The sequence below is a fragment of the Desulfoconvexum algidum genome (genome assembly GCF_055382125.1).
Genome location: NZ_AP042394.1, coordinates 3,595,804 through 3,616,979, shown reverse-complemented (window position 1 = coordinate 3,616,979; position 21,176 = coordinate 3,595,804). Strand labels below are relative to the sequence as shown.

General features: G+C 45.4%; 23 protein-coding genes. 13 read left to right on the top strand and 10 right to left on the bottom strand.

The window, feature by feature from the left end; translation table 11 throughout:
• The first annotated feature begins 165 nt into the window (after window positions 1-165).
• Window positions 166-2,775 (top strand): leucine--tRNA ligase, encoded by a 2,610-nt coding sequence (gene leuS / locus ACZ45G_RS16605; RefSeq protein WP_464171602.1) that lies wholly within the window; start codon window positions 166-168, stop codon window positions 2,773-2,775.
• A 1-nt stretch (window position 2,776) separates the two neighbouring features.
• Window positions 2,777-3,289, top strand: a complete 513-nt coding sequence (gene lptE / locus ACZ45G_RS16600; RefSeq protein WP_464171601.1) for an LPS assembly lipoprotein LptE — start codon at window positions 2,777-2,779, stop codon at window positions 3,287-3,289.
• Window positions 3,290-3,406: 117 nt separating this feature from the next.
• Here the strand turns inward: lptE and rpsT are convergent, their stop codons facing one another.
• Window positions 3,407-3,661, bottom strand: coding sequence for a 30S ribosomal protein S20 (gene rpsT, locus ACZ45G_RS16595; RefSeq protein ID WP_464171600.1), 255 nt, complete (start codon window positions 3,659-3,661; stop codon window positions 3,407-3,409).
• A 100-nt stretch (window positions 3,662-3,761) separates the two neighbouring features.
• Between rpsT and murJ the strand changes: the two genes are divergently transcribed.
• From murJ to ACZ45G_RS16570, 5 genes are read left to right on the top strand one after another with little or no spacing between them, the layout of a single operon-like run.
• Entirely contained in the window at window positions 3,762-5,303 is a 1,542-nt protein-coding gene (murJ, locus tag ACZ45G_RS16590; protein WP_464171599.1) for a murein biosynthesis integral membrane protein MurJ, read from the top strand.
• Complete coding sequence (locus ACZ45G_RS16585; RefSeq protein ID WP_464171598.1) at window positions 5,300-5,602, top strand: FtsB family cell division protein; 303 nt, start codon at window positions 5,300-5,302, stop codon at window positions 5,600-5,602. Before murJ ends, ACZ45G_RS16585 begins: the two co-directional genes overlap by 4 nt.
• Entirely contained in the window at window positions 5,599-5,904 is a 306-nt protein-coding gene (locus tag ACZ45G_RS16580) for a hypothetical protein (RefSeq protein WP_464171597.1), read from the top strand. Before ACZ45G_RS16585 ends, ACZ45G_RS16580 begins: the two co-directional genes overlap by 4 nt.
• Before the next feature lie 19 nt (window positions 5,905-5,923).
• Complete coding sequence (locus tag ACZ45G_RS16575; protein WP_464171596.1) at window positions 5,924-6,427, top strand: rhodanese-like domain-containing protein; 504 nt, start codon at window positions 5,924-5,926, stop codon at window positions 6,425-6,427.
• On the top strand, window positions 6,402-6,878 hold the full coding sequence (locus ACZ45G_RS16570) for a MauE/DoxX family redox-associated membrane protein (RefSeq protein ID WP_464171595.1): 477 nt from the start codon (window positions 6,402-6,404) through the stop codon (window positions 6,876-6,878). Before ACZ45G_RS16575 ends, ACZ45G_RS16570 begins: the two co-directional genes overlap by 26 nt.
• Window positions 6,879-6,931: 53 nt before the next feature.
• Here ACZ45G_RS16570 and ACZ45G_RS16565 read toward each other — a convergent pair whose 3' ends face one another.
• Window positions 6,932-7,795, bottom strand: a complete 864-nt coding sequence (locus ACZ45G_RS16565) for a formylglycine-generating enzyme family protein (RefSeq protein WP_464171594.1) — start codon at window positions 7,793-7,795, stop codon at window positions 6,932-6,934.
• A gap of 187 nt (window positions 7,796-7,982) precedes the next feature.
• Between ACZ45G_RS16565 and ACZ45G_RS16560 the strand changes: the two genes are divergently transcribed.
• Complete coding sequence (locus ACZ45G_RS16560) at window positions 7,983-8,717, top strand: LysM peptidoglycan-binding domain-containing protein (RefSeq protein ID WP_464171593.1); 735 nt, start codon at window positions 7,983-7,985, stop codon at window positions 8,715-8,717.
• Window positions 8,718-8,819: 102 nt separating this feature from the next.
• Here the strand turns inward: ACZ45G_RS16560 and ACZ45G_RS16555 are convergent, their stop codons facing one another.
• Window positions 8,820-9,389, bottom strand: coding sequence for a hypothetical protein (locus tag ACZ45G_RS16555; RefSeq protein ID WP_464171592.1), 570 nt, complete (start codon window positions 9,387-9,389; stop codon window positions 8,820-8,822).
• Between the two features lie 312 nt (window positions 9,390-9,701).
• Here ACZ45G_RS16555 and ACZ45G_RS16550 point away from each other — a divergent pair, with 312 nt between their 5' ends.
• Both ACZ45G_RS16550 and ACZ45G_RS16545 read left to right on the top strand, forming a co-directional pair.
• The gene (locus tag ACZ45G_RS16550) at window positions 9,702-9,845 is read left to right on the top strand and encodes a hypothetical protein (RefSeq protein WP_464171591.1); all 144 of its coding nucleotides are present in this window, start codon (window positions 9,702-9,704) and stop codon (window positions 9,843-9,845) included.
• A gap of 82 nt (window positions 9,846-9,927) precedes the next feature.
• Window positions 9,928-10,134, top strand: coding sequence for a hypothetical protein (locus ACZ45G_RS16545; protein ID WP_464171590.1), 207 nt, complete (start codon window positions 9,928-9,930; stop codon window positions 10,132-10,134).
• Between the two features lie 189 nt (window positions 10,135-10,323).
• Here the strand turns inward: ACZ45G_RS16545 and ACZ45G_RS16540 are convergent, their stop codons facing one another.
• Window positions 10,324-11,112, bottom strand: a complete 789-nt coding sequence (locus ACZ45G_RS16540; protein WP_464171589.1) for an MBL fold metallo-hydrolase — start codon at window positions 11,110-11,112, stop codon at window positions 10,324-10,326.
• Between the two features lie 643 nt (window positions 11,113-11,755).
• Between ACZ45G_RS16540 and ACZ45G_RS16535 the strand changes: the two genes are divergently transcribed.
• The gene (locus ACZ45G_RS16535) at window positions 11,756-12,400 is read left to right on the top strand and encodes a DUF2799 domain-containing protein (RefSeq protein ID WP_464171588.1); all 645 of its coding nucleotides are present in this window, start codon (window positions 11,756-11,758) and stop codon (window positions 12,398-12,400) included.
• Window positions 12,401-12,438: 38 nt separating this feature from the next.
• Here ACZ45G_RS16535 and ACZ45G_RS16530 read toward each other — a convergent pair whose 3' ends face one another.
• Genes ACZ45G_RS16530 through ACZ45G_RS16510 form a run of 5 tightly spaced genes read right to left on the bottom strand, consistent with a single transcriptional unit; the run spans window position 12,439 to window position 17,034 of the window.
• Window positions 12,439-13,095 (bottom strand): phosphoribosylanthranilate isomerase, encoded by a 657-nt coding sequence (locus tag ACZ45G_RS16530; protein ID WP_464171587.1) that lies wholly within the window; start codon window positions 13,093-13,095, stop codon window positions 12,439-12,441.
• 17 nt (window positions 13,096-13,112) lie between these two features.
• Window positions 13,113-13,919 (bottom strand): indole-3-glycerol phosphate synthase TrpC, encoded by an 807-nt coding sequence (locus tag ACZ45G_RS16525; protein WP_464171586.1) that lies wholly within the window; start codon window positions 13,917-13,919, stop codon window positions 13,113-13,115.
• Window positions 13,920-14,939, bottom strand: a complete 1,020-nt coding sequence (gene trpD, locus ACZ45G_RS16520; RefSeq protein ID WP_464171585.1) for an anthranilate phosphoribosyltransferase — start codon at window positions 14,937-14,939, stop codon at window positions 13,920-13,922. It lies immediately after the preceding gene.
• A gap of 1 nt (window position 14,940) precedes the next feature.
• Window positions 14,941-15,510, bottom strand: a complete 570-nt coding sequence (locus ACZ45G_RS16515) for an anthranilate synthase component II (protein ID WP_464171584.1) — start codon at window positions 15,508-15,510, stop codon at window positions 14,941-14,943.
• Window positions 15,511-17,034 (bottom strand): anthranilate synthase component I family protein, encoded by a 1,524-nt coding sequence (locus ACZ45G_RS16510; RefSeq protein ID WP_464171583.1) that lies wholly within the window; start codon window positions 17,032-17,034, stop codon window positions 15,511-15,513.
• A 458-nt stretch (window positions 17,035-17,492) separates the two neighbouring features.
• On the opposite strand from ACZ45G_RS16510, the gene ACZ45G_RS16505 reads away from it, so the two are divergent.
• Window positions 17,493-19,055: a B12-binding domain-containing radical SAM protein gene (locus ACZ45G_RS16505; RefSeq protein ID WP_464171582.1), complete on the top strand. Its 1,563-nt coding sequence runs from the start codon at window positions 17,493-17,495 to the stop codon at window positions 19,053-19,055.
• Window positions 19,027-20,283: a competence/damage-inducible protein A gene (locus tag ACZ45G_RS16500; protein ID WP_464171581.1), complete on the top strand. Its 1,257-nt coding sequence runs from the start codon at window positions 19,027-19,029 to the stop codon at window positions 20,281-20,283. Before ACZ45G_RS16505 ends, ACZ45G_RS16500 begins: the two co-directional genes overlap by 29 nt.
• Before the next feature lie 64 nt (window positions 20,284-20,347).
• On the opposite strand, the gene ACZ45G_RS16495 is transcribed toward ACZ45G_RS16500, so the two are convergent.
• Window positions 20,348-21,133, bottom strand: coding sequence for an alpha/beta hydrolase (locus tag ACZ45G_RS16495; RefSeq protein WP_464171580.1), 786 nt, complete (start codon window positions 21,131-21,133; stop codon window positions 20,348-20,350).
• Between the last annotated feature and the right edge of the window lie 43 nt (window positions 21,134-21,176).

Here is a 21,176-nt window from a genome sequence, read left to right as displayed (position 1 = left end):
GGGAAGCAAGGTTTAAAATTTGTTGACTGAAAACACAGAGTTCTAACTTGCATTTTGACCCGGCTTGTGGCATTTATTAGGATTTATACAGAAAATATATATCATATAATACGCTCACTATGTGGATGCTTTTTCACAGGTGAATGCTTTCGGAGGGATACTATAATGGAGGAGCGTTACAATCCTGGTGATGTTGAGCCCAAATGGCAGGAATATTGGGACAAGAACGAAACGTTTAAGGTTACCCAGGATCCGTCAAAGGAAAAATACTATTTATTGGAAATGTTTCCCTATCCTTCGGGAAAAATTCATATCGGCCATGTTCGAAACTATACCATAGGCGATGTGGTGGTGCGGTATAAAAGAATGAAAGGATTTAATGTCATTCACCCCATGGGGTGGGATGCCTTTGGCATGCCGGCGGAAAATGCCGCCATCGATAACAATACCCATCCGGCCGCCTGGACCTATGAAAATATCAGGGCCATGCGGGTCCAGCTCAAAAAAATGGGATTCTCCTATGACTGGGACCGTGAAATTGCCACCTGTCGTCCGGAATATTATCGTTGGGAACAATGGTTGTTTTTGAAAATGCTGGAAAAGGGGATGGCCTACCGTAAGGAATCCTTTGTCAATTGGTGTGAAAAATGTCAGACCGTTCTGGCAAATGAGCAGGTGGAGCAGGACAAATGCTGGCGGTGTTCCCAGGTGGTTCAGCAAAAAAAACTCTGGCAGTGGTTCTTTAAGATTACCGATTATGCAGAAGACCTGTTGGTCCATTGTGATCAATTGCCCGGGTGGCCGGACAAGGTGACTGTGATGCAGAAGAACTGGATCGGAAAAAGTATCGGGTCTGAACTCAAATTTAAGATTGATGGAATCAACGAGGATCTTGAGGTTTTTACCACAAGACCGGATACGGTTTTTGGGGCTACTTTCATGTGTCTTGCCCCGGAACATCCCCTGGTGGAAACCCTGTCCCGGGGAACCGATCAACAAGCTGCAGTGGATGCCTTTGTTAAAAAGGTTTCAAGCCAGGAGCGATCTGCCGATGGTATTGAAAAATATGAAAAAGAAGGGGTGTTTATTGGCGCCCACTGCATCAATCCTGCCACCGGGGAGAAAATTCCCATCTATACGGCCAATTTTGTATTGATGGGATATGGAACCGGTGCCATTATGTCGGTGCCTGCCGGAGATCAGCGAGATTTTGATTTTGCCCGCAAATATGGTCTTGATATCCGGGTGGTGGTTCAGCCCGAGGGAGAAAACTTTGATTCTGCCACCATGACAGAAGCGTATACCGGTGGTGGTGTGATGGTCAATTCCGGCCAGTTTGATGGTTTGGACAGCCGAGAGGCCATGGAGGTGATGACCGACTGGCTGGAGGAGAAGGGCCGTGGGAAAAAGGCTATTTCCTACCGGCTCAGGGATTGGGGAATATCCAGGCAGCGGTATTGGGGAACTCCCATTCCGGTGATTCACTGCCCTTCCTGCGGTGTGGTTCCAGTTCCCGAACAAGATCTTCCCATACAGCTCCCCGAAGACGCCAACCTGCTTGCTAAAGGGGGGTCCCCCCTTCCCGGGCTTGATTACTTTTCCAAAGTGACCTGTCCTTCCTGCGGCAGAGAGGATGCCAAACGGGATACCGATACTATGGATACCTTTGTGGAATCTTCCTGGTATTATCTGCGGTATTGCTCTCCCCGGTATGACAAAGGGATGTTTGATCCTGCTGCCGTTAAATACTGGGCCCCGGTGGATCAGTATATCGGCGGGGTGGAGCATGCCGTGCTGCACCTTTTGTATTCCAGATATTTTATGCGGGTATTGAACACCCTTGGGTTGATCGATTTTAAAGAACCTTTTACCCGGCTGCTCACACAAGGAATGGTGTGCAAGGAAACCATGACCTGTCCTGAACATGGATTTTTGTTTCCAGATGAGGCCAAAAAACAAGCAGATGATACCCTGGTCTGCACCCGCTGCAACAGCGAAGTCACGGTGGGGCGTGTGATCAAGATGTCCAAATCCAAAAAAAATGTGGTGGACCCCAATGAGCTGCTTGAACGTTACGGGGCAGATGTTACAAGGCTTTTTTGCCTGTTTGCAGCCCCGCCTGAGCGAGATCTGGAATGGAATGAAGACGGGGTGGAAGGATCTAACCGCTTTGTTAACAGGGTGTGGCGCCTTGCCATAGACTGCATGGATAAAATTGATACCACTGCTATTGAACCCTTTGACGGTGCCGCTTCTGACCTTAAATCTGCCGCTGCAAAAGCATTGTATATTAAAGCCAACCAGACCATTAAAAAGGTAACCGAGGATATCGATAAAAGTTTCCATTTCAATACTGCTATTTCCGCTGTAATGGAGCTTGTCAATACCATGTATACGATTGAAATTGACAAGGCCGACGTTGAGATGCGCTCAATTCTTCTTTTTTCCCTTGAAAATATTTTGTTGCTGTTGAGCCCCATTATTCCCCATTTTTGTGAGGAGTTATTTGAAAAAATGGGGAACACAGGGTCGATTCTCGAACAATCCTGGCCTGACTATCGCAAGGATTCCCTTACGACCGACGAGGTGTTGGTCGTGGTCCAGGTGAACGGAAAACTGAGGGCCAAATTTACCATTGGGACAGATCTGGACGAGGCAGGGATCAAGGCGCTGGCCCTGGCCGATGAACGAATAAAAAAGTACATACAGGAAAAGCCATTGAAAAAGATCATTGTGATTCAAAAGAAACAGACCCTTGTCAATATTGTGGTGTGATATGAAATTAATTCGATTGTTTATAATGGCTGGATTGCTAGCCGTATTGGCTGCCGGGTGTGGCTACCACCTTGAAGGGGGGGGGTATATAAATGAAGATGTCACCCGTGTGTCAGTGACTGTTTTTGAAAATAAAAGTTCTGAAACCCGCGCTGGTATGAGTTTTACAAACCAGTTGATCCAGGAGATTCAGGCGAAAACCGATACGACGGTGGTGGATTCCGACCCGGCAACCCGGAAGATTACGGGAACGATTAATGCCATCACCTTTTCAACCCTGTCCCGGTCATCAAGTGAAACGGTTGTGGAACGACAGGTGAGAGCCTTGATTGATGTCCAGTTGATTGGGCTGGATGGAGAAATCCTCTGGTCCGTGAAAAATTTTTCATCCACAGAGTCCTATTCGGTTGATGAAGATACGGTCAATGATGACGCTAACAAGCGAGAGGCGGTGGAAAAGATTGCCCTGCGGAGCGCTGAGCGGTTGGTCAGTCAGATGACGAGCAATTTTTAGCTACATAATAAAAACAGGAGTTACTCCCTATTATTAATATAGGGAGTAACTCCTGTCTCGTATGTAACCGACCTTTAAACCCAATTTTTAAGCCCGACCTTTAAACAAAGGTTGGGGTTAAGAATTTACAAGTTTGGAAAGTCTTGAAATTTTTCTGGAAGCAGTTTTTTTATGAAGAATGCCTTTTTTTGCGGCTTTGTGTATTGCAGACTGTGTCTGTCTCATCAATTCAACTTTGGTGTCAGCACCAGTTTCCTGGGCGGCACGCAGACTTTTTTCCAGGTTTTTAAGAGTGGTTTTTGCAGATCTGTTTCTAAGCCGTCTTACCTGACTCTGTTTCGCCCGTTTCTTTGCAGATTTATGGTTAGCCAACTTGGTCTAGCTCCTTGTGTTAGTGAATTTAAGATAAAATTAAGCCATATTTCGAAAACGAAAACATATAGTTAATTTTGAATTTTGTCAAGGAAAATTTGTGAGAAAAATAATTAAAAACGCTGGATCTGTGAGCGTTTTAACCCTTGTCAGTCGGATTCTTGGGGTGTTAAGAGATGCTCTTATTGCAATGATTTTCGGTGCATCTTCCGTAAGTGATGCATTTTTTATTGCATTCAGGCCCTTTGACCTGATCAGAAAGATGTTTTCCGATGGTATCCTGAGCATTTCATTTGTGCCCGTTTTTTCAAGCTATCTGGAAAAGGGAAGAAAAGACCAGGCAATTGCCATGTTTTTATCGGGCCTGTTCATCCTTTCCGTGGGTGGGGTCTTTCTGGTATTTATGGGTATTTTTTTTGCTCCGGTTCTGGTGAAAATTATCGCTCCGGGGTTTTCCGGGGGGTCTTATACTTACAGCCTTACCATTATTTTATTGAAAATAATGCTGCCCTATCTTTTAATCATCCTGGGCCTGGCCCTTTGTATGGGTGTGCTCAATAGTCTTGGCAATTTTTGCATCCCGGCTGCCACTCCCATTGTCTTGAATCTTGTGGTGATTTTGTTTGCTTTATTTGTATCTTCTTATATTGATCCCCCCATCCTTGCCCTTGCCCTGGGGGTTTGCCTTGGCGGCATGGCCCAATTGGCGTTGCAGGTTCCGTTTTTAGTCCACCATGGGATGATCAATTTCTCCTGCTTTACATGGCTGCATCCCGGACTGATAAAGGTGGGGAAAATAATGATTCCCTGTATGGTGGGGGCGGCTTCCTATCAGATTAATATCATGATTGCCAGCTTCTTTGCCTCAAAGCTTTGCCAGGGCAGTGTTTCTTTCCTCTATTATGCAGACAGGCTGGTACAATTTCCCCTGGCCTTGTTTGCCGTATCCTTTTCAACGGTTTTATTGCCGTCCCTTGCCAGAAAGGCAGTTCTGGGAAAACAGGATGAAACAGCAGCGGTTTTTGCAAAGGGGGCTTCCCTGGTTTTCTTTGTGACCATACCTGCCATGGCAGGGCTGATGGCACTTGCCGCCCCTATTGTTTCCCTTTTATTCAAACAGGGTGCCTTTGATGCCGCAGCTGTTCAATCCACATCAAACTGCCTTTTTTATCTGGTTTTTGGGTTGTGGGCCTATACTGGTACCCGGCTGCTTGTTACCCTCCATTATTCCTTGTCCTCTTTCAGGCTGCCGTTTGTTGCAGGATTGATTTCCATTGGGCTTAATTGGATGCTGTGTTTTTTCTGGATGGAATCTTTTGGGCTTAAGGGACTTGCATTGTCTGTTTCCATAAGCGCCATGGCAGGATTTGGGTTTTTGTTCATGAACATGCCCAAAAACCTTTCCAGGATATCTTTGATTGTTTCCGCTTGCAGACCGGTTTTTATATCTGTTATGATGTTTTTCTTTGTTCGCTTTGCAGCTGGATTCCTCTTAACGGAAGAATATGGTAAAATGGGACTTGGCGCGGGGATATTTGCCTGCATCCTTTTGGGTGTGTTCTTTTTTTTAGTGGTCGGTATTTTCTTGGCATGCCCTGAAATTAAAATGATAAAACAGATGTTAAAAAAGAACCCCCAATGACGGTATTCGAAAAAACGGCTTTTTATATTGGTATCTTGCTGACCCTGGTGCTCTTGTCCCTGATTTTTTTTTCAAAGAATGGGGTGATGGAGTATGGCAAACTTAAACAACAAGAAGCTGACATTGCAGCCCAAACCGTTCAGGCGAAAAAGGAAAACCAGAAAATTGAACGAGAAATTAAAAGTTTGAAACATGATATTAATTATTTAAAGCACCTGGCCAAACACGAACATGAGATGGCAGAACCGGGTGAGCTTATTTTTAAGAATATGGCAGATAAAAAGGAAAAAACACCATGAGTCAGGAGTTTAATACCCTGGAACTTGCCAGGATTTATGAAAGCCAGGGGTATTTTCAGGATGCCTTTGACATGTACCAGGCACTTTTAACTGAAAGGGGTCAAATCGATGATCCGGCCAGGGGGCAGAAAATAAATGCCGGCCTTAAGCGGATGGAATCTGCCCTGGAAAATCAGCCAAGGCAGTCCTTGGCCCAAAACACCCTGGAAAAAAGGATTGATCTTCTTTGGGAACAATGGCTCACACTCCTTGTGTTACAAAAAAGAGTTGATTTGATGAAACCGCTAACACACCTATCCTAACGTTTTTGGAAAATATCCTATGATTAAAACAGAAAAATTTGGTGTCGTGTATCTTGTGATCCTTGCCGGTCTTCTTTCCTTTGGGGTGAATTTTTTTTCACCCGCAGGCATTGTGCTCAAGGGGCAGTGGGACAGATCCAAGGGAGTGGTAATGGCAGGTTCCAACCACGATATTGTTCATGTCGATATTGAGATCAACAACCCTTTGCGGGTTCGCCAGATGATTAAAGACACAAAAGTTGTCCTTATGGATGTCCGTCCAAAAGAGCTCTATGACATGGGGCATCTTCCCGGTGCCTTTTCCTTTCCTTTGGCGGCGTTTGATGAGGTTCTTGACAGGCTTTTGACCCTTGTAAAAAAGGATTCCACCATCCTGGTGTATTGCTCCGGGGTTGAATGCACGGACAGTCATACAGTTGCGGCACAGCTGATCTCTTTGAATTTCAAACAGGTTCAAGTTTATGCAGGCGGTTTCAGGGAATGGCAGGAAATGGGATATGAGACAGAAAAAAATGAAAGCTGATCAACTTAAATCGGGATGGCCTCTTTTGCTTCTCTGGATACTCAGACTTATTCTCGGACTGACCTTTATTTGGGCAAGCTGGCCTAAGATGGCGGCTCCCGGAGAATTTGCCAAAATTATTTACGGGTATGGGGTGTTTCCGGGGGTTTTGATTAATCCCATTGCTATTTTTCTTCCCTATCTTGAAGCGTTGGCGGGTGTCTGCCTGGTCATAGGAATTTTGCCAAAATCCTCCCTGTTGATTATTAATGGGCTGCTGACAGCATTTATTGTGTTGATTGGATTTAATTTATTCCGGGGTCATGTCTTTGACTGCGGTTGCTTTTCTGTCTCAGGAACCCATCCCGCGGCATCTGCATGGTTTCTGTTAATCAGGGATTTTTTCCTGCTTGCCGCCGGTATCTTTCTATGGGCTCTGTTTACACGCCGGACCTTGATTTACAGGGATTGATCGGGGAAATTTTTTTCACTCCAGTTGATTTCAAGCACAGGGTTGGCGTTTAACTATTTCATGCGGACAATGCGCAAGCCCAGGCTGTTTCTCTTGGCAATGGGTTTATAATAACTGCGATAGGCACTTCTCTGGTACTTGGCTGTCTGGTACCAGCCCCCACCCCGGATGATCCGGTGAGCGCCTTTTTTTTCCAGGGGATCAACAATATTGTCCGTATAGGTATCTGTAATTACCCCAACCTTGGCCTTCCAAATATTGCGCCAGCGGCAGGCATCCAAAACCCATTCCTGAACATTTCCGTGCATGTCGTAAAGCCCCCAGCGGTTGGGTTTTCTGGTTTTGACAGGGTGGGGTTTGAAATCCCGGGCCGGACCTTGAAGGCCTGAGGTATAACAATACCATGCCGTGTCCACCAGGGCGGGCTCCGGTTCATTGCAGGAGAAGGTGGTGACAGGACCTTTTGCAAATGCGGTGGTACTGCCGGCCCTGCAGGCATACTCCCATTCTGCTTCCGTGGGAAGCCGGTACCGGTTGGTTCCTTCCAATTTGTTTAGAAAAGAGATGAACTGCATGGCCTCATTCCATGAAATGGAATCCACGGGATAGGTGTCCCCTAATTTAAAGGAAGAAGGGTTGGGGGAGGCAAGCTTTTTCCATTGTCCCTGGGTGACTTCTGTTTCCCCAAGATAAAAATCTTTTGAGATGATAACCTTGTGCTGTGTTTCATTCCAGGCCCTGCCTTGTTCCGTTTCAGGACTGCCCATGATAAAACTGCCAGCGGGTACCAGGACAAACCGCATGCCCAGTTTGTTGGTGTAGATATCCTGGGCAGACCCTATTCCTGGTTGGGAAAAAAAAAGTGTGAGTCCCATAATAAGAAGATAAGAACATCTGAATTTTGAAAAATATTTCATAAAATTATCCTGACTTTAGATATCAGCGGTTTGCGTCTTGGGAACTTTAACACACTCATTGGTTTGTGTTCAATATTAGATTTATATAATATTTCCCCCTTACCAGTTGAAAAATTGTGTCCAGATGATATGAAGGGGTAGAGATTAATTATTTAGGCAGCATAAACTGCAAAACAGGAGTTATCGGATGAAACCAAAGGATAAACCAGGGTCAAAGATATCCACCCCCCCATCAAATACAAATCGGGCAAATACCAATCAAAAAAATTACAGCACGGATCCTGAATCAATGAATTTGGGTAGCTCCCTGTTGAAAAAAAATGAATTCACGCTGATTATTGCGGGTGCCCTGGTTGTCACGGTGATTGTTTTTTTTGTTTTTTTCAAGTCTTCGGGTCCCAAAACCAAAGGTTTGTCCGATGTGTCTTCGGCCGACACTGCCGGCGGATCTTTTATTGAGCTGGAAAAACGGATCGGCGACATTGAATCGGTTTTGGAAACCATCCGGGCTCAAGGAGCAGGAACTTTAGGTGAAACCACACCGGCTGAAATGGCTCCGCTTCAGCAAAAAGTCCAGCGCCTTGAAACCTCGGCTTCTTTGAAATTTGATTCCCTCATTGAGCGAATGGGAAATGTGGAAAAACAGATCCGTTCACTGAATCAAAAATTGAGTATTCAGCCAGCGCCGGTTAAAGCCCCTGCAATTGTGAAATCTCCCCAAAAAACGCCCAGTAAAAAAATAGTGAAAAAATCAACCAAAACGCCTGTGAAAAAAGCCGCCATCTTCCATACCATCCAAAAGGGTGAAACCCTCTGGAGCATTGCCAAAAAGTATAAAACCAGTGTGGCAAATCTGAGAAAACTGAACAATATGTCATCGAATGCCATAATTTATCCCGGGATCAATATCCTGGTTCGATAATTTTTTTTCTATAAAGGGTTACCCACAGTGATGTTGACCGCAAAAATACTTCGATGTGATAAAAGAGTGGCTTAACTGCGTGTCCAAAATATCGAGGGAGTATCACTTACTCGCAACGATAAATCCATATACAACAAAACAAAAGGACATACCTTGCTGAAACGCTAAAATTGGTTTGTTCTGAATTAGCATTAATGTTCCCATGCTTCCATTCATGAGCATAAAAAATAACCAACCATTCATATTGTTTTTTGCTAAAAGGTAAGTCCCAAGTAGAAATCCAAGCATCACACCAAACTCTAATAATTGAGATACTGAAACGATTCCACAATAATCATATAAACTGTACCCAGTTCCAAGTAGTATAGCGCCATAGGTGAAAAATGAGGTTATACGATTAAATGACTTATTTGGTTTTTTATGTTCCGTGTAGACATTATACAATCCCAAAAGCATCGCAGGGAAACCTCCCGCCTCAATTGATGCAGCAATCCAATCATGTTTAATAATAAGGATTGTAACCCAAGCAGGAATTCCTAAAATATAAATTAACCAGCCAAAAAGTTTTAAATTCTTGTTCCTATGATGGTTTTGTTTACCTTCAGATAGAGCAAAGCAAATTTTATTTATTAGATAAAAAGAACCTCCCCAAATTTGTAATATCAAATCCATATAGCGCATTGCCTGACATTTAATAGTGAACTTTTTGAATGCTACCTTTGATTATCAGACTTTATGCCTGGATAACAGAGAAAATTATTAGAAAGCCTTTGATAGGGATTTTCTTGATGCCTATGGCAGCTATGGTAACGCTATCAGAGAGTCCAGGTGTTTTGTGCTGATCTGGGTTCTCTCATATAAGTTAATCATAGTTATTGCCTATCATTAACTTATTATTATCACCCTATTGAAATTTTATTTGGCATGACTAACTTATATATGAATGCCAGACAAGGCTAACCCCAAATCCGAAAAGGTGACAAAATGACAAATAATAAAGTTGAAAATTATATCGAAAGCGACAAAGACAGAACCCAGGGACATGTAGACACCCGGCAGAAAAATTTTGAATGTGAGAATCCCGACACACACTTGGGATGTGATCTTGGAATTGATGTGGCTGGATAACATACAATTTGTATGAAAATGAAAAGCAGAGCATCTTTGAGGCTCTGCCATCTTTTATAAATGTTAAAAAAAGGAGACCGTCATGAAAGCAACAGAATGTGTCCCTCAAAAAATATCCAAATTTATCCTGGGTTCATTCCTGCTGGCTGCAGCCTCAGGCCTAATTATTATAGGGATCACCCTGCTTCCTGTTTTGGGGTTTATACTGGCCGTACCTGTCATCGCACTGGCAATTTATATTTTCCGGCTTCATTTAAGTGACCAGTGTGAGATTGATTTTCCTGAATAATAACGTTTTCGCTGCAAGATAGAAATAACGGGGTTTTTGAAAAAATGTTTCAGAAACCCTGTTGTTTATAACTCAATTGTTTGATGATAACGCATAAATGACCGGGTTGGATCGCACCGGATTCAAGCCGGTTTATATCAGTTGACAATTGATTTGATATCTTTGAGTATCCAATGATTTAAAAATCTCTTATGAAACCCTGAAGAATAGATGGTTTCCCATGAGTCTTGTCATCATTCCCTTTTTGCCAGTGCAGGGCCGGCGTTTTTTTAATGGAATCTCATCGGATTTCAGGAACATGTGCACTGGAAACAGATACCTGAAATCCATCTCTGCAAGGCGTTTTCCGGAACGGATTTGTTCTTTTCTGTCATGGAAGATGGGAACTATTCCCACAAGATTGGGCTCCAGCAATGATAGGGCGCATCCGGAAAAAAGGGACCCCGTTTCTCGGTGTAGATAGGCCATGTGGCCTGGTGTATGGCCTGGTGTGGGAATCGCCTTTATACCATACTTGCGGTCAAGTTTTGCATACCCGGCATTGTCAAGGGGGATTAGTAGGCCGTTGGAAGAGGAAGGCATCCGCCCGGGACGGTGGCATACGGGCAGATTTAGGAAGGGATGAAATCGCAATATCCGGGGCCGTTGGGCTGTTAATAGGGGCAGATCTGCCTGGCCAATGAAAATTTCTACCTTTGAGGCGGGTTCTATAAGCTCGGTGATTTCCGCAAGACTGCCTGCATGATCCCTGTGCCAATGGCTCAGGCAGATTGCCCTGATCGATCCTGGATCAAACTTTGCCTCTCTTAATGATTCCACGATCATTTTTCCGTTTCCCGGGCTTCCGGTATCAAAGAGGACAAGCCCGTTCTTTGTTTCCAGAATAAAAACATGGGTGGGGAGCAGTTGTGTTCTAAAAAGAAAAGTGGTTTTTATAGCTGAAACCGTTTCCGTGAGTCGTGTGAGATTGTTTTTCATTACAAAATCCTCTGAAAGATCAACCTATCTCTATCATTATAAAAATATGGATACCTCTGATTAGTCATTAAAATCCGGTTAACACCGTTACGGTTAACACAGGAATTTATATAAAACAAGGACCAAGCCTTGATGGGATATTTCATGGAAATTTTCTTATGCCGGGTAAGCCGCATACCCTTTTGAACGGATAGTTTCATGTCTCCTGCAAAGGATATTAATTCGTTGGAATTTGGACAATTTAGAGGTTAACGAAAAAATAAAAGACAGGTCTATCACAATCAAGGTCTATATCCGATCCGCATAGGTTAAGACCGCATTCATAAACAGGGGGAATAGGGAGCCCTGGTTGGGTTGCATTTTAAATACCCCTGAGGAAAATTCAATTCTGGCGAAATAGGCGCACAATCTTAAAAAAATTCTCCCAATTCGTTTTTGGATGGGCCTATAAAAAAATAGGCGGTGGATTTGGGTTTTTATTGTTTTGTTGACAAGAAGCCAAGTCCTATCTTATACACTTTTATTTTTATGCCCAATGTGGATTTGGATTGTGACCTTGTCCTGAAAAATTATTTTGTTCAATTTTTAGGTGAGGGTCAGGACATTATTATATAATGATCGTTTTGTATGGAATTGAAGAGATATGATTTCCAAATATAAATTTAAACAGGGCTGCAGGATTCTTCTTTTTTGGGTGATTATCCCCTTGCTTTTGAATTCATGCGCGACCTTGAAAAAAGAAGAATGCCTCACGGTTAACTGGTACAATATCGGGTATGAAGATGGCACAAAAGGGTATGAGAGCTCCCGGGTTGCTTTGCATCGAAAAGCGTGTTCAAAATATGGGGTTATTCCAGATTTGTCATTATATCAACAAGGACGGTCTGAAGGCCTGGTTGAATATTGCACACCGCATAGAGGATATTCGCAGGGTGTAAATGGGCTGACATATCGTGATGTGTGTCAGGGTAATTTAAAAGATCCGTTTCAACAGGCATATTACATGGGCCGTGATATTTATCTGTTTCAAAAACAAATTGAGCATGAACAACGATATCAGAACAGCCTGGCAAAGGAAATTGACAAAATGGTTCTTCTTATCAAAGGAAAAGAGGTCCAACTGAGCAAGGTATGTAAAATTCCTAAAAATTGCACCCAGGCGCTAAATCATATCAGGGGTCTGGACAGGAAAATGAGAAGGCTTAAATCTGAATTTCGATCTAAAGAGTATCAGATCCACGAGATGCAACTGAGGCTTGATGAGATGAAAAACCAGAACCGATTTTGAATTTTGATCTAATAATTTGTATTAATTTGTCCTTCCTGTCAGGCCGGTCTTGCCATGCGAATAAAGGCGGTCACTCGTTTTATATCCTTGAACCCGTGGGTTTTTTCCACCCCGGAAGAGACATCCACTGCTGCAGGGTTTGCAAGGCAGAGGGCTTGCCGGATGTTATCGCAGGAGAGCCCACCGGCCAGCATCAGGGGGACACGGGTATTCAGGTGGGCTGATACGCCGTAATCCCAGGCCTCGGCATTGCCCCCGGGAAGAATCCCCTTGCCGTACTCCACCAGACAAAAAGAAGCGCTTGTAAAAAGGGGCGCATCGGCGAGATCTGGTTTTTTGACGGCAAACAGGGCCTTGATCACCAATAGATTTTTTTTTGCCAGTTTTTCCACAAGTGCCGGGGGTTCCTGGCCATGGAGTTGAACCGCTGTGAGATGACAGCGTTCAGCCCGCTCCATGATAAAATCAAAGGATTCATTCACAAAGACCCCGCAGGTAAGGACATGTCCGGGCAGCACCCTTGTGATGGCCCGGGCATCGTCCATGGAGATGTTTCTTGGGCTTTTGTCAAAAAAAACAAGGCCAATGGCATCTGCCCCGGCACGGACACAGTCAAGAGCATTGGCAGGTTGGGTCAGGCCGCAGATTTTAATCAGGGGCCGGTGGGGAGGAAGGGTAAATTTTGTTGTTTGCATTTTTTTTGATGAATTGCTCAATTGGTCTCTGTTGGTTGGCAAAGGCTTTGGATAAAGGCTTTAGTATCTTCTGCCCTGACAATGCTTTCTCCCACCAGGAAATTAAAAATATTCTCCTCCAGCCCTTTTTCTATGTCCTGACGGCAAGATATGCCCGAGGCTTCCACGGGAATGATATCTTCGGGGAAAATTTTGGCCACTCGTTTGGCAATGGTGGGGTCGGTTTCAAGGGTTTGAAGGTTTCGATTGTTGATTCCCACCACCCTTGCCCCTGAGGTGTAGGCCTGTTCAAATTCCCACTCGGAGTTTATTTCCACTAGAGGTTCCATACCAAGATCCCGGACGAGGCTTGTGTAGTCTGCCTGCTGTCTGGGGGAGAGCAGGGTGGTGATGAGCAGTATGGCGGCTGCCCCGGCTTTCTTTGCTTCAAAGATCTGGTAATCATTGATGATAAAATCTTTTCTCAAGACGGGCAAATCCGTGGCCTTGCAGGCAAGTGTGAGGTCTGTGAGGCTGCCCTTGAAATAAACGGATTCCGTGAGCACTGAAATGGCACTGGCCCCGGCCGTGGTATATTTTTTCACATAGGCTTCCACATCCAGGTCCACTCGGATATCCCCCCGGGAAGGGGAGGCCTTTTTTATTTCTGCAATGATCCCGGCATGATCCCGGGTACTCTCTCGCATGGCGGACAAAAAACTGGCGGGTACCCTTGTCTGTTCCGCTTCCTTGCGAACACTTTTCAGAGGGGTGGCTGATCTGTGGCGGTCAATCTCTTCTTTTTTTATTGCCACCATTTCTTTTAAAAATCCTTCCACTTTCATCTAACCGTTCTCCTGGGTGTATTGGGCTAAAAGTTCAAGTTTTTCCAGGGCCTTGCCGGAGTCAATGGCCTCCCGGGCAAGAATGATCCCCTCTTCTATGGTGGCAGCAATATTTACTGCCACAAGACCCACCCCAGAATTTAGCAGTACAATGTCTTGTTTGGGACCTTTTTTGCCTTCCAGGATTGCCCGGGTGATGGCGGCATTTTCCTTAACGTCTCCGCCTAAAAGATCCTTGGGATCTGCATAGTCCTCAAAATAATTCAAGGGATCCAGGTCATAGGATTTAATGGCATTGTGCTTAAGTTCAGAAATCCGTGTCAGTGCGGTGGTGGTGATTTCGTCCATGCTGTCGTGTCCATGGACCACAAAGGCGCGTTCCACCCCGAGCAGTTTTAGGGCTCTTGCAAACATTTCGGTCAAGGCCGGGGCATAGACGCCCAGAACCTGGCAGGAGGCAGCCGCCGGATTGGTAAGGGGCCCCAGCATATTAAAGATGCTGCGGATGCCGCAGTCCTGACGGGCTTTGCCCGCATATTTCATGGACCCGTGGTAGAGGGGGGCAAACATGAAGCCAATGCCGATGTCGTTGATGGCCTCTTCCACAATTTCAGGGTCTGCATTCAAATTTACGCCCAGGGCTTCCAAAACATCAGCACTGCCGCATTTGCTTGAAATTTTTCTGTTGCCGTGTTTGGCAACTGTTGCACCGGCACCGGCAACAACAAAAGCGGTGGTGGTTGAAATATTAAATGATCCCGAGGCATCCCCGCCGGTGCCAACAATATCAATAACGTTTTTAGACAGGGCCTGGATTCGAATAGCCTTTTTGCGCATGGCACGTGCTGCACCGGCAAGTTCTTCAAAGGTTTCCCCCTTGGTGGCAAGAGCTGCCATAAAGGCGCCGATCTGGGCATCTTTTATTTCGCCTGAAAATATGTCGGTAAGCATGGACGCCATTTGATCCTGATCCAGGTCCTGGCCGCCAATGATGGTGTTAAGGTTTTTAGTGAAACTCATGTCATACTCCTTTGATAAAGTTGCGGATCAGCCGTTTTCCCACTGTGGTCATGAAGGATTCCGGGTGAAACTGCACGCCCTGGGTGGGATGGGACTTGTGGCGGATCCCCATGATTTCTCCGTCTTCGGTCCGGGCCGTTACCACAAGGCATTCGGGTAAATCTTGTTCCTGGACGGCCAGGGAATGGTATCGCATCACGGAAAAGGGGTTTTTCATCCCGGAAAAAATATGCTCTCCGTCGGCCTGGACCATGGAGGTTTTGCCGTGCATGATTTTTTTGGCATGGATGATGGTTCCCCCGAAACTCTGGGCAATGGTCTGGTGGCCCAGACATACCCCAAGAATGGGGATAATTCCGGACAACTGTTTGACAATATCCAGGGAAACCCCGGCATCTTCAGGTCTTCCGGGGCCGGGTGAAATCACGATGGCTTGCGGGTTTAGCTCTTTAAGTTCTTCCACACAGATCTTGTCATTTCTGAAAACTTCCACTTTGGCACCGGTGTGGAGAATATAGTGGACCAGATTAAAGGTAAAAGAATCATAGTTGTCAATAATGGCTACCTGCATTTATCTGCCTCCGTTTATGTTTGAAAGAGCAAGCTTTAAGGCCATTTCCACACTTTTTGCCTTGTTTTTGCACTCTTCAAGTTCTGTTTGAGGATCTGAGTCATAAACAATTCCGGCACCGGCCTGGACGGTGAGATTGCCCTTTTCCATGACAGCCGTTCGGATGGTAATGGCAAAATCCATGTTGCCGGTAAAGGAAATATATCCGGCCGCACCCCCATAAACTCCCCGGGGACGATTCTCAAGTTCCGAGATGATTTCCATGGCCCGTATTTTCGGGGCACCGGACAGGGTGCCGGCGGGAAATGTGGCCTTGAACAGATCAAAGGCGTCACAGTCTTGTTTTAAATCACAGGTGATATTGGAGACCAGGTGCATGACATGGGAATAGCGTTCAATGACCATGGTATCGGTTACCTGGACGGTACCGGCCTCGGCAATTCTGCCCAGGTCATTTCTGCCAAGATCAATGAGCATGATATGTTCTGCTCTTTCCTTTTCATCGTTCAGGAGTTCATCTGCCAGGTGACGATCCTGCTGTTCCGTGGCCCCCCGTGGCCTTGTACCGGCAATGGGCCGGAGGGTTGCAATTTCGTTTTCCAGACGCACCATGGTTTCAGGGGAGGATCCGGCAATCACGGTGTCAGAAAAATTCATGAAAAACATATAGGGGGAAGGGTTGATGTACCGCTGGGCCCGGTATATGAGGATGGGGTCTATGGAGGACTTGCAGGAGAAGGGCTGGGAATAAACCGCCTGGAAAATATCGCCCTCCACAATATGTTCTTTAATGGTCTCAACGCCTTTGAGGTATTGGGCCGCTGGTGTCTGGGGTGTAAAGCTGACATCGGGTACTCGTTCATAAACCGGTTTTTTAAAGGGCTGGCGAATGATTTCCACAAGGTCAGCAAGATCTTCTTTTGCGCCGTCATAGGCTTTGCCCGGATTATATGGATCAGATTTATCTGGATCAGATTCTCCCGATGTCCCGGGCAGGTAGCAGATTTTCACGCAGGTGAGGGTCTGCTGTACATTATCAAAAATGACCATACAATCTGGAATAATAAAATGCCCGTAGGGGGTGTCTTCGGGCAGGCTTACCGGGATATCTTCAAAAAAAGAGACCATTTCATAGGTAAAATATCCGGTGAGCCCGCTCCAGAACCTGGGAAGGTCAGGAATATCGGCAGGGGTATATCCATTGATCAGTTCGCGCATCACCCCTAAAGGATCATTTTTATGGGGGATTTTTTCCTGGTTGTTCCGGGTGGATATTTGTACATGATCTTTAAATATTTTGACGGTGCCAAAGGCAGAAACGCCTAGAAAGCTGTACCTGGCCCATCTTTCCCCGCCTTCCACACTTTCCAGTAAAAAACATTCTTTGTTTTTATCATAGCATTTTTGCAAAATGGAAACCGGGGTGTCTGTATCGGCCAGCACCCGGGTGCACACAGGAATGACATTCGCAGTTTTGGCAAGTTCGATGAATTTTTCTTTGTTGGGAAATTGTTCTAAAATCATGGTTTCGTTCCTAGGGGTCTTGTTCCTGGGCTAAAATAAAAAAAGGCATGCATCTTGTGTTTATATGCAGCCTTTTTGTGTGACTGCAACAGCTTTTTGGATCGGCTGCTGCAATGACAACTTTTTGTGGGATCAAAAAAAAGAGATCAAACAATTCAAAGCAGCAGCTTTAGCCAGATGGGCCAGAGCCGCCACTGGAAAAACTGTCTGGTTTTTGAAAAAAATTGTGTCATCTCATTTTTCCTTTTTGTGTAATGTTGAACGTTTTTAACTAATGGTAGCGAATATTTAAATGATTTGAGAGTGTTTGTCAATACAAATGTTTCTATTGGTAGAAACAAAAGGTCAGGGAAAAATGATTTTGTGTTGTGAGGTATTGGCAAAATTCCCAGTGTGGATTTAGTGCAAATATGATAGGTTCTAAGAAATTTTAACCAATTATTACGGATAAAGCCTTTATGCTGCTCATTTTTCCCCCTGTTGCAAAACCCTGTGAGCCACCGGCCGGAGTGGCCTTGTTGGCTGCTGCTTTAAAAACCCATGGACTGCCATGTACGGTTTATGATGCAAGTATCGAAGGGCTGTTGTACTTAATTCAATCAGACTTGGATGCCCGTGACTCCTGGTCTCGGCGGGCGTTGAAAAACAGGAACACCCTTTTGTCGGACCTGAAAACCCCTGGCTTATATAAAAATGTGGACCGGTATCACCAGCGAGTCTATGATTTGAACAAACTTTTGTCCATATCCGTGGATCAGAGCAGGTATAAGATCAGCCTGAGCGATTATTCTGATAACCAGCTTTCTTCTGTTGCAAGCCAGGACCTTTTGACAAGTGCGGCCGCCTTTGACCAAAACCCGTTTTTCCCGTTTTTTGAACAAGAGATCCGGCCCCAAATTCTTGCATCTGATTCCCCATATATGGGGATTTCCCTTTGTTATTTGAACCAGGCCCTTGTCAGTTTTGCCCTGGCCGGCTGGATAAAGGCAAATTTTAAGGACAAAAAAATAGTCATGGGCGGGGGGCTGGTCTCTTCTTGGATGAGCCGGCCGGATTTTGGTGACACCGTTTCCAATCCGTTTTCCGATTTGATAGATATAATGATCAAAGGGGAGGGGGAGCAACCCCTGCTGGCACTTCTCGGGGTGCCTGGCACCCGTAAAAAACATTATGTTCCAGACTATGGATTTGCAAAGAATCACGCCTACCTGGCGCCGGGAACCATTCTTCCCTTCAGGGCGTCCATCGGCTGCTATTGGAGCAAATGCCGATTTTGTCCTGAACGAGCAGAAACACGACCCTATTCAACCCAGCGGGCGGCAAAGACCCTGGAAGATTTAAAAAAAATGAACCAGCAATATTCCCCTGACACGGTCCATTTTATAGACAATGCCGTTACTCCGGCATTTTTAAGGGCATTGTCCAAAACCCAGCTGGGCTTTAAATGGTATGGGTTTGTGCGCTTTGAAAAGGAATTTTTAAACCTTGATTTTTGCCTATCCCTGAAAAAGAGCGGATGCGAAATGCTCAAGCTGGGCCTTGAATCCGGGGACCAGAAGGTGCTGGAACGAATGGACAAAGGGACGGATCTTGGGATGGCATCCATCACCTTGAAAAATCTTAAGCGAGCCGGGATTTTAACCTATGTTTATCTCTTGTTCGGCACAAGTTTTGAGGATGAAGCAGCTGCCCGGAAAACCCTTGATTATACGAAGCTTCACAAGGAGTATATCGATTATTTGAACCTGGCGGTGTTTAATCTGCCCAAATTCAGTGAAGATGCCCAAGGGCTTGAGACCCAGGAATTTTATCACGGAGATCTGTCCCTGTATTTGAATTTTGTTCATCCAAGCGGGTGGAATAGGAGAAAAGTGAAAAATTTTTTGGATAAGGAGTTTAAAAAAGAGCTGGCCATTGGATCAGAATTCAGGAAAAACCCCGCCTATTTTTCCTCCAACCATGCCATGTTCTTTAATCATCTGGAGGAAACAAATGATTGCACAAATATTATCCACCGGTGATGAAGTGCTCCTGGGGGATATCGTTGATACCAACAGCGGGTATTTATGTGAACGACTCAAAGAAATGGGGATTTTGGTTCAACAGATCACGGTTGTGGGAGATTCGGTAACAAGGATACGCCATGCCCTTGAACAAATTGCCCAAAGAGCAGATATTTGTCTGGTTACAGGCGGACTTGGCCCTACCCAGGATGACCTGACCGCAAAGGCCTGTGCCGGGGCTGCAAAAGAAGAGTTAGTGCTAAACTCCAAGGCCCTTGAAACCATGGTTGCCTATTTTGAGAAAAGGGGGTTTGACCTTACCCGGGACAATAAAAAACAGGCCATGCTGCCGGCATCGGCCGGGGTCCTGGTCAACCGGAACGGTACTGCTCCCGGATTTACCATGTTCATGGGTAAATGTACTTTTTATTTTATGCCTGGGGTCCCCTCTGAAATGAAGGCGATGTTTGAAGAGGAGGTCAAATCAAAACTGTCCGATATCTTTGGCTTTACGAGGGAAATTCTCATTGAGCGGCTTACGGTTTTTGGGTTGCCGGAATCTCGGGTGGGAGCACTTTTGGAAGGATTTGAGGCAAAATTCCCCGGGATGAACCTTGGATTCCGGGCAAATTTCCCCTTCATTGAAGTCAAGATCGTTTGCCCCATGGAGGAGGAGGGATGCCCAGATACCATAGGAAAGCAGATGGATGCTGCCCGGCAATGGGCCATCTCGCGCCTTGAAAACAAGGTGATTTCCCCCAGGGGCCTGGCGCTTGAACAAGAGGTGGGAAGGCTTTTAAAAGAAAAAAAATTCACCCTCGCCATTGCCGAATCCTGCACAGGCGGTCTGATTTCAAATCTTGTCACCGATGTTGCCGGCAGTTCAGACTATTTTCTTTTTTCAGCCATTACCTATTCCAATGATGCCAAAATGAATATCCTCAATGTCGCACACGCTACACTTGAGGCCCATGGTGCCGTCCATGAACAGACTGCCCTTGAAATGGCCCTGGGTGTAAAAAAAGCAGGCAATGCAGATTGGGGGATTTCAACCACCGGCATTGCAGGCCCTACAGGCGGCACCATTGATAAGCCCGTGGGAACGGTCTGTATCGGTATTGCAGGTCCCGGGGTTGAAACGGCAAGGCAATATATTTTTAATTTCGGGAACAGGGCAAGGAACAAAAAAATGTTTGCTGCCACTGCCCTGGAAGTGCTGAGGCGAAGGTTATTATCAATGCCTTAGGATCGTGAAATGATGGGAACCATTGATCTGTTTCCATGGCCTTGCGATGTCAACGGTATTTATCCTATTTGTGATCCTTGCATTGCAGGTGTTTGTTATCGGGGTTGAAAACAGATAGAAACCACTCCACCATTTTCCTGGCAAATTCTGCCTGGTGCTCTTTTGAAGTCATCTGGTGATCTCCGCCCCTGTGGATGATTTTTTGTTTGGGAGACTGCATGCAGGTGTATATATCATGGGCATTGGATACCGGTACCACTTCATCGGCATCCCCGTGGAAAATCAATACATGGTGGAGGGATTTTGTTTTTTCCAGGAGATTAAAGAGAAGGTTTTGTTCAAAAAAACTTAAGGGCAGGGCAGGCCTTTTCCCATTGGATTGAACGGGAATGTTTTCGATGGTCCGGCTTTGGACCGGGGCTGAACACAAGACTCCTCCGCAAGTTTTTACATCAAGGTGATCCAGCCTTTCCCAGGCATTGATGCAGGTGGCGCCGCCTATGCTGGATCCAAAGAGTCCAAGACGCTTGGATGTGAGGTTTAAATCCATAATATGCTGGACCGCCATCAGATAGTCCCGGGTTCTTTTTTCAAGGGAGGTGTCTGTTAAAAAATTGCCCTGGCTCTGGCCGCAGCCCCTATGGTCAAACCGGAAAAAGGCCACGCCGTTTTCCGGCAGGAGACGGGATAACACCATTTGCTTGGCAGAGGATTTGCTGCCTTCCAGGCCGTGGGACCCCACCACGATGGGGGGATTTAAAATTTTTGGAAGGTGCAGTACTCCTTTGAGGGTAAGCCCTTCTACCTGGAAATCAATTTCTTTTATCCATTTTTCATTCTTTGTTTTCATCCTTGTCTTTATGCCATTAAACCCGTATAATATCAAGTTTTTG